This is a genomic window from Klebsiella sp. HMSC16C06 (assembly GCF_001808325.1).
Lineage (GTDB): Bacteria > Pseudomonadota > Gammaproteobacteria > Enterobacterales > Enterobacteriaceae > Klebsiella > Klebsiella variicola.
This window is the reverse complement of the sequence record NZ_KV793021.1, coordinates 163,103-176,943: the sequence shown is the minus strand read 5'-3', so window position 1 is coordinate 176,943 and position 13,841 is coordinate 163,103. Positions and strand designations below refer to the sequence as shown.

Genomic DNA, 13,841 nt, shown 5'->3' with positions numbered 1-13,841 from the left:
ATCATGGCTTTTCTCTCACGTAGTCTGATGATCGACTTACTGCTCACCGCGCTGGCGCCCGCTATCTGGGGGACGACCTATATCGTCACCTCCCAGTTCCTTCCTCCCGATCGGCCATTTATCGCTGCGCTGCTGAGGGTGTTGCCGGCAGGCATCGCCCTGCTGATCTGGAGCCGTCGTTTCCCGCAGCGCGGCGAGTGGGCAAAGCTTATCGTTACCGGCATTTTAAATATCGGCGCTTTCCAGGCGCTGCTGTTTATCGCTGCCTATCGCTTACCCGGTGGACTGGCGGCGGTGATTGGCGCGATCCAGCCGCTGCTGGTGATGCTCCTCGCCTGGTGCGTTGATCGGCAGCGCTCGCCCTGGCTGGCGGTGTTCTCCGCCATCGCCGGTATACTCGGTATGGCCATGCTGCTGCTGTCGCCGCACACCGTCCTCGACCCGCTGGGGATCGGCGCGGCGTTTCTCGGCGCGATCAGTATGGCGCTGGGCACCTGGCTCTCCCGCCGCTGGGCGCTCTCCTTGCCGATTGTCGCGTTGACCGGCTGGCAGCTGGCGATTGGGGGAGTGGTGCTGGCCCCGGTGGCGCTGATCGTTGACCCCCCTCTGCATCAGGTGACAGCGCTGCAGGTCGCAGGCTATCTGTGGCTGTGCGTCGCGGGCGCCATGCTGGCCTATGGCCTGTGGTTCCGGGGGATTGGCCGCCTCTCGCCGGTGGCGGTGTCGGCGATGAGTCTGCTGAGCCCGGTGACCGCCGTGGTGCTGGGATGGATTTTCCTTGGACAAAAGATCCAGGGGATGGCGCTGGTGGGGTTGATCGTGGTGCTGGCGAGCGTGCTGTCTATCCAGCGCGCGCTGGCGCGCCAGGCGGCGGGAGCAAAAACGAAAAAAGCCCCATAACGGGGCTCGACATTGCTGCGTGCGGGGGGGGGCGGCGGGAGCCAGACCAGCCACCCGCAGGCGGCCTGTCCGGCAGCTCCCTCTGCAACCATTCGCTTATTTAGACAGCTCGGCGGTCATATGGACCTGGTTGCCGGTGTACGCTTCGGTGATGTGGTAGGAAGCGCCTTGTTCTTTCGCAATGGTCGCGATTTTCGCTTCTGCGCTGTCCAGGGTGTCGGCAGTCACGCTCACCGGATGCGCGAAGCTAGCAAAAGAAACCAGGGAGAGCATACCGGCAGCGGCGAGTAATTTTACGTTTTTCATGGTGTTTGTCCTTTTAACTTTTATGGTGGAAAGCGTGTTTGCTTTCGATGGACTTATAATAAGTCTGCTAACTATAACGTGCGTTGCAAAAAGTGCGATTTAGATCACATTTTTATGGCGGTTTGATGGCGGAAATATGATTGTTTATCGATTTTTTAATTTAAAAACAATGGATTAATGATTTGTTTCTGGAAGGGGATATCACATGGGCTGCCCTTGTTCAGGGAGAGGAATGCGCCTCATTCATGCTTTCATCATTCGTTGTATGAATGGTTTGGTGCTGTTTTCACCACCGCAAAGGCAGATTCAGACTTATCGCGATGGCCTTCCGAGGGCTTTTTCTGCATGCTGTTGCGGTCACTTTCTCTCGCACTGGCGTTAGGCTTGCTGCGCTGTAAACAACCACCCTCTCGTTTTCATCTATCAATGACTGTTTATTAATAGTTGATGGTTATCTGTTATATAACTTAATGAAACGTGAACAAATGTATATTTGTCGGCGAATAAATAGCATTCTTTGACGCCGATAGCACCAGCGAACTGATATTTTTAAGTTCGTTACCTGACGCCTTAAATATTGCGGCTCCCGGTCAGTCGAAGATTCTATTAGCAGTGGCATAAATCAGCATCGCCTGATGTTTCTGGTTCTATGCGAATTCACAGTGTGCTCATTGATTCGTAATTCACTCTGACAAGGAAATGGCAATGAAAAAGGTTCTTCTCTCTGCAGCAATGGCAACCGCGTTTTTTGGCATGACTGCTGCCCATGCAGCTGATACCAATGTTGGCGGCGGCCAGGTTAATTTCTTCGGTAAAGTTACCGATGTATCCTGTACTGTTTCTGTTAACGGCCAGGGCAGCGATGCGAACGTTTACCTGTCTCCGGTAACCCTGACTGAAGTTAAAGCGGCAGCAGCGGATACTTATCTGAAACCGAAATCTTTCACCATTGACGTCTCTAACTGCCAGGCTGCTGACGGCACCAAACAGGATGACGTAACCAAACTGGGCGTGAACTGGACCGGCGGTAACCTGCTGGCTGGCGCAACCAGCAAACAGCAGGGTTACCTGGCGAACACCGAAGCTTCCGGTGCCCAGAACATCCAGCTGGTGCTGTCTACTGACAACGCCACCGCGCTGACCAACAAAATCATCCCGGGTGACAGCACTCAGCCGAAAGCAAAAGGCGATGCTGCTGCTGTAGCCGATGGCGCGCGCTTCACCTACTACGTTGGTTATGCGACCAGCGCACCGACCACAGTAACTACCGGTGTGGTCAACAGCTACGCGACTTACGAAATTACCTATCAGTAATTCCGCCAGAAAATAAAACTGCCCCGCTCCGGGGCAGTTAATAACAATAATAAAGCGGCGATGTCCGCCGCTTGTATTTTTATTCTGAGGTCAGCATGAAGCGTATTGCCCTTTTTTTCTGTTTCATTTTTAGTTTTGCGGCCCATGCCAACAACATTATTGTTAACGGTACCCGCTTTATTTATCCAGGAAATGAAAAAGAAATAACGGTACAGCTTTCAAATAACGCCGACCGTCCGGCACTGGCGCAGGCCTGGCTGGATAATGGCGATGCCGATGCCACACCGGATACCATTACCACCCCGTTTATTATCACCCCGCCGATCTCGCGCGTTGACGCCAAAAGTGGCCAGACGCTGCGTATTAAGCTCGGCAGCAGCGCCGGTCTGGCGAAAGATAAAGAGACACTGTGGTGGCTGAATCTGCTGGAAATTCCACCGGTAGTGGCCAATCAGAAAAATGAAGGCCAGAACGTGCTGCAGCTGGCGATCCGTTCCCGCTTTAAATTTATTTACCGCCCTGCCGGACTGGGCAACCGCGATGCGGCGGCCGAGAAGCTGACGCTGACTGCCAACGGCAGCAGTCTCGCCATCAATAACCCGACGCCGTTCTACATTACCGTCAGCCGTATTTCCCGCGACGGCGGTAAAGCCCTGAACAGCAAAACCGTGATGCTGGCGCCGCAGTCCAGCCAGACGGTAGCACTCTCCTCCGCCGTCAACCGCGGCGAAACCCTGACCGTTAACAACATTAATGACTATGGCGCCGATGTCGCAGTGAAAGTGGCCGTTAAATAAGGGAAAAGCTAATGAAGCAGAGGTCATTCTGCCCGGGAAGATTAAGCACCGCGATAGCCATCGCGCTGTGCTGCTTTCCGCCATTTTCCAGCGGACAGGAAAACCCGGGAACGGTATATCAATTTAACGACGGCTTTATTGTCGGTAGCCGCGAGAAGGTCGATCTGTCTCGCTTTTCGACCAGCGCGATTACTGAAGGCACTTACTCCCTTGACGTCTACACCAACGACGAGTGGAAAGGGCGCTACGACCTGCGCATCGCGCGCGACAAAGACGGTAACCTTGGCGTTTGCTACACCAAAGCGATGCTGACGCAGTACGGCATCGCGGCGGAAAAGCTTAACCCAAAGCTCAGCGAACAGGAGGGGTACTGTGGTAGCCTCAAATCCTGGCGTAACGAAGAAAACGTCAAAGACAACCTGGTCCAGTCCTCCCTGCGGTTGAACATTTCGGTGCCGCAGATCTATGAAGATCAACGTCTGAAAAACTATGTCAGCCCGGAGTTCTGGGACAAAGGCATTACTGCGCTCAATCTGGGCTGGATGGCCAACGCCTGGAACAGCCACATCTCTTCGGTCGGCGGCTCGGATAACAGCAGCGCCTATCTTGGCGTCAACGCCGGCCTGTCGTGGGACGGCTGGCTGCTGAAGCACATCGGCAACCTGAACTGGCAACAGCAGCAGGGTAAAGCGCACTGGAACAGCAACCAGACCTATCTCCAGCGCCCCATTCCGCAGCTCAACTCCATCGTCAGCGGCGGGCAGATTTTTACCAATGGTGAATTTTTCGACACCATCGGTCTGCGTGGGGTCAACCTTTCCACCGATGACAATATGTTCCCGGATGGCATGCGCTCGTATGCCCCGGAAATTCGCGGCGTGGCGCAGAGCAACGCCCTCGTCACCGTGCGCCAGGGCAGCAACATTATCTATCAGACCACCGTTCCGCCCGGGCCGTTTACCCTGCAGGATGTCTATCCTTCCGGCTATGGCAGCGACCTTGAGGTCTCGGTGAAAGAGGCGGATGGTTCGGTGGAAGTGTTTAGCGTGCCTTACGCTTCCGTCGCCCAGCTGTTGCGCCCGGGAATGACCCGCTACGCGCTCTCCGCCGGTAAAGTGGACGACAGTTCTCTGCGTAACAAGCCGATGCTCTATCAGGCCACCTGGCAGCACGGTATCAACAACCTGCTGACCGGCTATACCGGGGTCACGGGTTTCGACGACTATCAGGCCTTCCTGGTGGGGACCGGGATGAACACCGGCATCGGCGCGCTCTCCTTTGACGTGACCCATTCGCGGCTGAAGAGTGATACCCATGATGATTCGGGGCAGAGCTATCGCGCCACCTTTAACCGCATGTTTACCGATACCCAGACCAGCATCGTGCTGGCGGCGTATCGCTACTCGACGAAAGGTTATTACAACCTCAACGACGCGCTGTATGCCGTCGATCAGGAAAAAAACAGCCGCAGCAACTACACCCTGTGGCGGCAGAAAAACGGCATGACCTTCACCGTGAACCAGAACCTGCCGGACGGCTGGGGCGGGTTTTATCTGAGTGGCCGTATCTCCGATTACTGGAACCGTTCCGGGACCGAGAAGCAGTATCAGGTCAGCTACAACAACTCATTTGGTCGTCTCTCCTGGTCGGCGAGCGCGCAGCGCGTTTACACGCCAGACAGCTCCGGTCATCGCCGCGACGATCGTATTTCACTTAACTTCAGCTACCCGCTGTGGTTTGGCGATAACCGCACCGCCAACCTGACGTCGAACACCTCGTTCAACAACTCGCGCTTTGCCAGCTCGCAGATTGGTATCAACGGTTCGCTGGACAGTGAAAACAACCTTAACTACGGCGTGTCGACCACCACGGCCACCGGAGGCCAGCACGACGTGGCGCTCAACGGCAGCTACCGTACGCCATGGACCACGCTCAACGGCAGCTACAGCCAGGGCGAAGGCTATCGTCAGAGCGGCCTGGGCGCCAGCGGGACGATGATCGCCCATAGCGGCGGCGTGGTGCTCTCGCCGGAAAGCGGCTCGACGATGGCGCTGATTGAAGCCAAAGATGCTGCCGGCGCCATGCTCCCGGGGTCGCCGGGCACCCGTGTGGACAGCAATGGTTACGCCATCCTGCCGTATCTGCGCCCGTACCGGATTAACGCCGTCGAGATCGACCCGAAAGGTAGCCTTGACGATGTCGCCTTCGATCGCACCGTGGCGCAGGTTGTGCCGTGGGAAGGCAGCGTGGTTAAGGTGGCGTTCGGCACCACGGTGCAGAACAACCTCACGCTGCAGGTGCGCCAGGCGAACCATGAGCCGCTGCCGTTTGCGGCGAGTATTTTCTCTCCTGATGGTAAGGAGATCGGCGTTGTCGGCCAGGGCAGCATGATGTTTATCAGCGATGCGAATGCCAAACGCGCGATTGTGAAGTGGAGCGGCGGGCAGTGTTCGGTGGATCTGGGACCGCAAACAACAAAGGATAGCGTATGTCGCTGAGGAAATTACTAACGCTTTTTATCGTCTTAATGGCGCTGGGAACCACCTCCTCCTGGGCCGTCTGTACGCGCCTTTCTTCGCCAACGGTGATGCTGGACATGGTGGTGGGCAGGGTGGTGGTGCCTCCGGATCTGCCGGTGGGGTCGGTGATCCTCACCCGCGACTGGACGATGAGCGCCCCCGGCGGCGCGAGCTATCGCTGTACCTCCGGCACCAACCGCTTCGCGGCGAAGATTGTTGCGCCAGGGGCCATGGACCTCGGGAATAAAATCTATTCCACCAACGTGCCGGGTATCGGCATGCGTTTCAGCCGCGGCGGCGCGACGGTCAATATCGTCTATCCCGACGTCTTTTCGTCTCGGGTATCGGGTACCACCAACTATTCGCTGGAGGGATCGCGCTTTACCCTGGAGATAATCAAAACTGCGGCAACCACCGGCAGCGGCACCCTGGCGACGGGAAAATACACCTCCTATGACTGGGAGAGCGGCGGCAACCCGATCCTCGAAACCTATCTGAGCGCCAACGCCATCACCGTGGTCTCGCCCTCCTGTACGGTGATGAGCGGGAAGAATATGAATGTCGATGTGGGCTCCATCCGGCGCAGTGACCTGAAAGGGGTGGGCACTACCGCGGGCGGGAAAGATTTTAATATCGATCTGCAGTGCAGCGGCGGCCTGAGCGAAACCGGGTATGCCAACATCAGCACCTCGTTTTCCGGAACGTTGGCTACCAGCACGACGGCGACTATGGGCGCGTTGCTCAATGAAAAGGCCGGTAGCGGTATGGCAAAAGGCGTCGGTATTCAGGTACTGAAGGATGGATCGCCGCTGCAGTTTAATAAGAAATACACCGTTGGCCGCTTGAATAATCAGGAGATCCGCTACATCACCATCCCGCTGCACGCGCGCTTTTATCAGTATGGCCCGACGACCAGCACCGGCGAGGTGGAGTCGCATATGATCTTTAACCTGACGTACGATTAATACGGGAGGGGGAATGAAGGGATTGCCGAAACACACTATCGCGTGGCTGCTATTCTGCGGCAGCCTCGCCGCCCCCTCGGCGTGGGGTTTCGAGACCAATTATGACCGCGGACGGGTCGAATTTGCCGGGCGGGTGACGGATATTTCCTGCAGCGTCGCGCTGAATGGCGGTCAGCATGCCGGCAATGGCAACGTCTGGCTGGCGCCGGTCAGCCTGGCGGAAGTGCACGATCGCGGGGCCGGGGCGTTTATGAAGCCGCAGCCATTTACCCTGGCGCTGTCAAACTGTCAGTTGCGCCATGACGGTGGGGCCGCCTCGCAGGACGAAGTGCGACGGGTCAGCGTTCGCTGGATTGACGGTTTTTTACTGACGGCGGTCGGGAATGAGAATGCGGGCTATCTGGCCAATACCTTGCCAGATGGGGCGCAGAATATTTATCTGGCGCTGTCGACCAATGATAATAATACGCTGGATAAAAGTAATAAAATTGTCCCGGCGGACCCGCAGCAAAATCAGGTGCATTTGCAGGAAAACGCGGTCAGCGGTGGGCTGTTCACCTATTACGTGGGCTACGTTTCGCCAACGCCAAAAAGCGCCACCAGTGGGCCGATTACCAGTTGGGCAACGTGGGAATTAGTTTATAATTAAGCAATGCAAAAAAGCCGGAGAATCCCCGGCTTTTTTTATCGGGTAATATCGTCAGCAACCAGTTGTTCAATACTGACTTCCTGCCAGTAATGGCCCTGAATGGCAAACCACTCCATTCCCTGCAACCATTTTTTATGGTCTTCGCTTTCCACCCCCTCAATAATCACGTTGTGATGATTGCGGGATAAAAAGGTCACCAGGGCATCCATTAACTGGCGACCGGACTCTTTGCGCATCAGATGCCAGAAAAAATCTTTATCAATTTTGACATAGTCAAAATGATAACCTCTGATGGCGTTAATCCCTGCATAGCCTGAGCCGAAGTCATCGAGCCACAGCGAGGTATCTTGCGGGTTTTGCCAGGCGGCCAGGGAATTATTGAGAAGGTTCTCGGCGTTTTCGGTCACTTCGAAATGGACGCAGGCGAGTGCGGCAATTTTATCTTTTATTTCCTTATGACGCAGCAGATTCAGGATATGGTCATCGACGTTAATGGTGGCGGAAATGTTGTTGCGTAAAAACCAATCTTTATGTTTTTCAATCAATGCCAGTTGCTCGAGAAAAATACGCTCACGAACCGCCGCGGTAGCATGACGAAAAAAATACTCAGGAGAGACGGTAAGATTATCGAAGCGGCTCAGGCATTCAACCGCGACTAAGGTACCTTGTGGGGAAAACATTTTCTGAAAGACGTAGCGTACAGCGATATCATTACGAGATAAAATGTTGTCTTCGGTTATTTTAGTGTTCATTATCCCTCATCACGAGGTTAGTCAGACAATAGGCAGAGGATACACTAATTATAGGCTACCTGATGGTTAATGGGAATGGCAGGAAATGTAAATCAACAGCGAATAAGTACGCTTTATCCGCTATTGATTTACTGGAGCATAATTTAACATTGATGGAGTGCGGCAATACGCTGGTTCATGGCGCGGGAATTATCAATGCCCAGCTTTTGCATGATATGGATACGATGGCTGTGAACCGTTTTATGGGCAATGCCGAGCAGGGCGGCAATACGCTTGTTATTATTGTTGGCAATCAGCAGTTCGAGGATCTGGCACTCCCGTGGCGACAGCTGTTTGCGCAACCTTCGCGGTGGCAGTTCGCTGGCGCCCTCTGCGCGCTTGACGATAGAGGAAAAAAGAGATAATGGAGATTTTTCGCTAATAATCATGGCATTATCAATAGTTATCAACTCTCTGCACAGGGCGACAATGTCGCTTTTCACCACCAGTACCGGCTGTTGGCAGCGCTGCAGAGAAAGGCGAAGCGCGTTCAGCAGGTCGACGATTCTGATGGCAGAAATATCCTTATTAATTAAATTGAAAATAACCGTCTGAGCCAGAGGTAGATGTTTCTCATGGATAACGTCGCCATAACCAAGACGGGTGATATTTTCATGGCTATCAATAAGGTAGTGATAGATTGAGTGACCAATGAGATTATCATTGGTGTACAGCAATATACTGTCCAAGGGTATCAGATTCTCTTTTTGCGCTTGGCTTCTAAGATCAGGTCCAGCAGTATCTTCTCTATTCTGCGCTGGTCATCGAGATGGCGGAACTTAAACTGGCAGGATATCTGATAGTAGCTTTCACTCTCTTCATTGGCGTCATCAAGGGTGATAACAATGACATTCTTTACCACCAGGTCAATGGTGATCTCACCATATTCCGCGAGCATCAGTACAGCATTTTTCAGTAAGGCGTTATGGCTGAGAAATTTCAGGTTCGGCGTCCTGGTCATCAATGCGCAACCGCCATCTGAAATGTCTTTGATGTCGAAAAGATAGTTTTCGCCATTTTTATGGCGACCGCGGCAATAAAAATCATGTTCGTGGCGTAAACGAAAACGGGGATCGCGGCGGCGCTGTACGACCTGCAGACATTCAGGCAAAGAAAAGGCGTAGCGGATACCTTTATCCACACCGCTATTGTCATGTTTTGTCAGGGGTGCATTAAACTCTATTTTCCCTGAATCACTATGCAGGAGAAAGCGAATTTTATGCCCCGGCGGGATTTTGCGGTGAGTCTGAATATGGAACTCGGCAAAATCCACACGTGTCAGTTGGGTTACGATACTCGTGTTGTTAAAAAATATTTCAATTTCAGTACGTTTGCGCAACTCCTCTCTGAAAATAGCAATAATTTCATACTTACTGGTCTTTATCGTTCCCTCTGTCATGTGCTTCCCTTGTAAATAGTTGTCGTGAGGCGTTTGATTTTTCTTATAGCAATAGCAACATTCTGATTGGGTTAATCAGATGTTTTTATGAGCGTTTGATGTTATTGGCTATCTTTGCAGCCAGATTGATATGTATAAACTTGGAATTTGATATTGTGTTTCCTGTAATCAAGAGTTTCAAATTTTGGTCATGACAAAAACGACAACGGCCTCCATGCTGGAGACCGGTCGAAGGATAAAAACAGTAGTTTGATTAACGGGGATAATGAGAAAACGATCGTCGATCACACCCCATTTGTAAGATCTATAGTGCCAGCAGTGTTGAGGTTTTTCCAGGCAAATATTAAGGATAGCTGTCGTTCCCCCCATTTCTCCCCACGGGTCAGGGGCGTGCGCGGGTGGCGATATTATCGAGGATGCGCAGGGCGTCGCCCGGCAGGGCCAGCTGCGCGGCGGCAATATTTTCCGCCAGATGCGTGCGGGAAGACGTGCCGGGGATCAGCAGAATATTCGGCGAACGCTGAAGCAGCCAGGCCAGGGCGACCTGCATCGGCGTCGCCTCAAGCGAGGCCGCGACCTCGTTCAGCTCCTGCGCCTGGAGTGGCGTAAAACCACCCAACGGGAAGAAGGGCACCCACGCGATGTGCTGCGCGGCGAGCGCATCGACCAGCGCGTCGTCGGCGCGATGGGCAATGTTATAGAGGTTTTGCACGCAGACGATGGGCGTCATTTTCTGCGCATCCGCGACCTGTTTTGCCGTCACGTTGCTGAGGCCGATATGGCGGATCAATCCCCGCGCTTTGAGCTCCAGCAGGGTAGTGAGCGGCGCCTCCAGCGAGCCTTCCACCGGGCCGTGAGGGCTGAGCATACTGCGCAGGTTCACCACCTCCAGCACGTCGAGCCCCAGGTTACGCAAATTATCCTCGACGGCCTGGGTCAGTTCGGCAGGCGACATGGCCGGCAGCCAGTTGCCCTTCTCGTCGCGGCGGGCGCTAACCTTGGTGACAATACACAGGTCGTCAGGATAGGGATGGAGCGCTTTGCGGATCAATTGATTGGTCACATGCGGACCGTAAAAATCAGAGGTATCGATATGGTTTACCCCGGCCTCGACGGCAGCCTGCAGGACGCGCACCGCCTCCTCGGGATCTTTCGGCGGGCCGAAGACGCCGGGGCCGGCCAGCTGCATCGCGCCATAACCCAACCGATAAACCTGGCGATCGCCGAGCGTGCCGCGACCGGATAAGGTGACACTGGACATACGAACTCTCCTTACGGTGGCTAAGCCGTAAGTGTAATCCGCTCAGGGGAAAGGGAAGGGCGAGAATGTTGTCAGAATGTGCGGCAGCGGCTCAGGTAAGCCGCTGCCGCCAGAGGCGATTAGCCAAAGAACATCACTGAAACGCAGAGCAGGCCGACCACCAGCGTAATGGCGTTACCCACCGAGCGGTACGGTTTAAGCGCCGGAATAAGCCAGGTGGACAGCGTGGGCATGATAAACAGGATCATGGCGATAAGCGGCCCGCTGATGGCGTAGATCATCGAAATGGCATTCGGGTTGATAAAGCACACCGCAAAGGTGAAGGCGGAGACCAGCAGGATCGACATCGCCCGGTTGAAGGCGCGGCTCTTACGCACCCCGACCAGCCCCAGCGAACTCTTGACGATTTCACTGGCGCCTTCAATCACCCCGAAGTAGGTGCCAAGGAAGGATTTCGACATGGCGACCACGGCAACGATGATGCCGGTTACCGCCAGCCAGCCGGGCGCGCCCGGCACCATCGACAGGGCGGAAAGGATGGTCACCCCCTGATCGCGGGCGCTTTCAATATAGGTCGCCGGGATCGCCAGCAGACAGCTGAAGACGAAAAACAGCACGCTGGCGCAGATGATGGTGTAGGCCACCTTCATGATTTTTTTGCATTTACCCATGGCCAGGTCGCCATGTTTCTCCTGCTGGTCGATAGCAAAAGTAGAAATGATCGGCGTATGGCTAAAAGCGAAAACCATCACGGGAATGGAGATCCAGATCTGATGGAGCGTGTGCGTGCTGAACTGCATCTGGCTGGTGAGGTGCTCAGGATGCCAGTCGCGGATTAAATAGAGGGAGAGAAACAGGAAGCAGGCGATAAGCGGGAAGACCAGAAAGCCCATCACCTTGATGGTGACCTGCCGACCCATGAGGAAGATCAGGTTGAGGACCAGCACAACGCCCAGGCTCAGCAGCGCGCGCAGCGTGGGGGTCACCGGCGTACGATGCGCCACCTGCTCGGCCAGCGAGTTGGTGATGGCCACGGCATAGATGAGCACCACGACGAAGAAGGCGAGGAAATAGAGGCCGGTGATCAGGTTGCCGATTTTCTTACCATAGTAGTGATTGACTGCGCCGGTGATCCCGGTTCCCGGCGCGATATTGGCCGAGAGAATAAACTGGCTTAGCGCTTTGTGAGGCCAGTAGGTGAGCGGCCAGGCGACCAGCGCGGTGATGAACAGGACAATGGCGCCAGCCGAACCCAGCTGGATCGGTAGAAATAGCGTCCCAGCGCCTACTGCAGTGCCATATAAGGCAAAACTCCATAGAGTTTCTTCTTTAGACCAAATTTTAGACATTATGCGACTTTATCAACCGGTAAACCAAAAAAAAGGAGTGCAATTTACCATATTTATGGTTCGTCTGTTGCGATAGTTTTTGGTGATAAAGTCGCGGCGGATCGTGGAGGATCCGCCCGGGGCACTACCCGCGCGCCGGCTGGCGTGGGCGGCGGCGGCGGATAACGCGCTCGCGCAGGGTGTCCCATGCCCAGTTAAACGCCATGGTGTAGGGCAGGAAGAAGAGCATGAAGCCGATCTCCAGCATAAACGCCTGCAAGAGCGATACGCCCAGCACGATCGCCACCATGGTGACGCCAATGATGATGAATCCGGTCTCAAAGCCCAGCGCGTGCAGCGCACGCACTTTCAGCTGGCGGGGAAAGCGGGAGACCGGCCACAGGCGATCGAACATCGCGTTATAGATGATGTTCCATACCATCGCCAGGGTGGCGAGCAGAATACTCAGCCCGCCCATCTCCACGACCGAGCGCTGCATCAGCCAGGCGGCGGTAGGGGCGAGGATCAGCGTCGCCAGTCCTTCGAAGGTGATGGCGTGGATAACGCGTTCCGTAAGCGTCTTGCGCTGATGAGGGATCTGTTGCATGGCGAGCGACCTCCAGTTTTAGCCTGAACAGGAAATTACCCGGCATTTTATGGAAAAACATGATAAACAAAAGATAGAAACCATCGATAAAGTAGATAGATTATGCGTTATTCCCCGGAAGCGTTAACCGCCTTTGTGGAGGCGGTTGACTGCGGATCGTTTTCCGCTGCCGCCCGTCGCCTGCGTAAAAGCCAGTCGACGATCAGTACCGCTATCGCCAACCTGGAGGCCGATCTCGGCGTGACCCTCTTTGACAGGGCAACGCGGCAGCCGACGCTGACGCCGCAGGGGGAGCAGGTGCTGAGCTATGTCAAAGCGATCCTCGCCGCCAGCGAGCGGTTGGATGAGCTGGCGGTGTCGCTCGCCGGTGAGACGGAACCGCGGCTGACCTTCGTGCTCTCGGACACCCTGCACCCGGACGTGCTGGAAGATCTGCTGGTGCAGTTTGACCGCCGCTTTCCCCATACCGAGTTTGAGTGTTTGATTGGCGAAGACGAGGATGTGATCGATCTCCTGCAAAAAGCCCGCGCCCAGGTGGGGCTGATTGAGGCCAGAGATCGCTACCCGACCGACATCGGCAGCACCCGCCTGCCGCTGCAGACGGCGATGGGCATTTACGTGGCGCCTGACCATCCGCTGGCGGCGCAGGGCAAGGTCGTCTGGGATGAGCTGCGCAGCTGGCGTGAGCTGCGGTTGAGCACCTTTCTGGCCAGCGCCACCGAACCTGCCGCAGGTCAGGTCTGGTCGGCGCCAAACTATCTGCTGCTGCTCAGCATGGCAGTGCAGGGATTCGGCTGGTGCATTCTGCCCTGTGCGCTGGTGGCGGAGTTTGCGCCGCAGGGCGGGCTGGTGGCGCTTGATATTCCCGGCTGGCCGCGGGCGATTTCGGTCGATCTGCTGTGGAATAAGAAAGCGCCGCCGGGGGCGGCCGGCAGCTGGCTGCGTGAGCATCTGCAGCGGCGTGAACGTTAATAAAAAGCGGTTTCTTTGTGATTGGCTTCACTT

General features: G+C 55.2%; 14 protein-coding genes. 7 read left to right on the top strand and 7 right to left on the bottom strand.

All coding sequences use genetic code 11. The features are described 5' to 3' along the window. Window positions 1-3 precede the first annotated feature (3 nt). Window positions 4-900: an EamA family transporter gene (locus HMPREF3142_RS23510; protein ID WP_012540631.1), complete on the top strand. Its 897-nt coding sequence runs from the start codon at window positions 4-6 to the stop codon at window positions 898-900. Window positions 901-996: 96 nt separating this feature from the next. Here HMPREF3142_RS23510 and HMPREF3142_RS23505 read toward each other — a convergent pair whose 3' ends face one another. Continuing rightward, the gene (locus HMPREF3142_RS23505; protein WP_002916131.1) at window positions 997-1,206 is read right to left on the bottom strand and encodes a YdgH/BhsA/McbA family protein; all 210 of its coding nucleotides are present in this window, start codon (window positions 1,204-1,206) and stop codon (window positions 997-999) included. A 705-nt stretch (window positions 1,207-1,911) separates the two neighbouring features. Between HMPREF3142_RS23505 and mrkA the strand changes: the two genes are divergently transcribed. The 5 genes from mrkA to mrkF all read left to right on the top strand — a co-directional run bounded on the left by mrkA (window position 1,912) and on the right by mrkF (window position 7,450). Next, on the top strand, window positions 1,912-2,520 hold the full coding sequence (gene mrkA / locus HMPREF3142_RS23500; RefSeq protein ID WP_008806369.1) for a type 3 fimbria major subunit MrkA: 609 nt from the start codon (window positions 1,912-1,914) through the stop codon (window positions 2,518-2,520). A gap of 95 nt (window positions 2,521-2,615) precedes the next feature. Then, entirely contained in the window at window positions 2,616-3,317 is a 702-nt protein-coding gene (gene mrkB / locus HMPREF3142_RS23495) for a type 3 fimbria chaperone MrkB (protein WP_012967265.1), read from the top strand. A gap of 11 nt (window positions 3,318-3,328) precedes the next feature. After that, entirely contained in the window at window positions 3,329-5,815 is a 2,487-nt protein-coding gene (mrkC, locus tag HMPREF3142_RS23490) for a type 3 fimbria usher protein MrkC (RefSeq protein WP_070612773.1), read from the top strand. Then, entirely contained in the window at window positions 5,806-6,801 is a 996-nt protein-coding gene (gene mrkD, locus HMPREF3142_RS23485) for a type 3 fimbria adhesin subunit MrkD (protein WP_070612772.1), read from the top strand. Before mrkC ends, mrkD begins: the two co-directional genes overlap by 10 nt. Before the next feature lie 13 nt (window positions 6,802-6,814). Next, entirely contained in the window at window positions 6,815-7,450 is a 636-nt protein-coding gene (gene mrkF, locus HMPREF3142_RS23480; RefSeq protein WP_012540633.1) for a type 3 fimbria minor subunit MrkF, read from the top strand. 35 nt (window positions 7,451-7,485) lie between these two features. Here mrkF and HMPREF3142_RS23475 read toward each other — a convergent pair whose 3' ends face one another. The 6 genes from HMPREF3142_RS23475 to HMPREF3142_RS23450 form a co-directional block, all read right to left on the bottom strand. Beyond that, entirely contained in the window at window positions 7,486-8,202 is a 717-nt protein-coding gene (locus HMPREF3142_RS23475) for a cyclic-di-GMP phosphodiesterase MrkJ (RefSeq protein ID WP_022064923.1), read from the bottom strand. 143 nt (window positions 8,203-8,345) lie between these two features. Next, a complete protein-coding gene (locus tag HMPREF3142_RS23470) occupies window positions 8,346-8,918 on the bottom strand; it encodes a transcriptional regulator MrkI (RefSeq protein WP_022064922.1) in 573 nt (190 codons plus the stop codon). 17 nt (window positions 8,919-8,935) lie between these two features. Next, window positions 8,936-9,640 (bottom strand): transcriptional activator MrkH, encoded by a 705-nt coding sequence (mrkH, locus tag HMPREF3142_RS23465; protein ID WP_008806362.1) that lies wholly within the window; start codon window positions 9,638-9,640, stop codon window positions 8,936-8,938. A 382-nt stretch (window positions 9,641-10,022) separates the two neighbouring features. Then, window positions 10,023-10,901: an aldo/keto reductase family oxidoreductase gene (locus tag HMPREF3142_RS23460; protein WP_012540635.1), complete on the bottom strand. Its 879-nt coding sequence runs from the start codon at window positions 10,899-10,901 to the stop codon at window positions 10,023-10,025. Between the two features lie 119 nt (window positions 10,902-11,020). Next, the gene (locus HMPREF3142_RS23455; RefSeq protein ID WP_008806360.1) at window positions 11,021-12,250 is read right to left on the bottom strand and encodes an amino acid permease; all 1,230 of its coding nucleotides are present in this window, start codon (window positions 12,248-12,250) and stop codon (window positions 11,021-11,023) included. 124 nt (window positions 12,251-12,374) lie between these two features. After that, window positions 12,375-12,836 (bottom strand): multidrug/biocide efflux PACE transporter, encoded by a 462-nt coding sequence (locus HMPREF3142_RS23450; protein ID WP_008806359.1) that lies wholly within the window; start codon window positions 12,834-12,836, stop codon window positions 12,375-12,377. Between the two features lie 102 nt (window positions 12,837-12,938). Between HMPREF3142_RS23450 and HMPREF3142_RS23445 the strand changes: the two genes are divergently transcribed. Next, window positions 12,939-13,808: a LysR family transcriptional regulator gene (locus HMPREF3142_RS23445; protein ID WP_008806358.1), complete on the top strand. Its 870-nt coding sequence runs from the start codon at window positions 12,939-12,941 to the stop codon at window positions 13,806-13,808. Window positions 13,809-13,841: the final 33 nt, after the last annotated feature.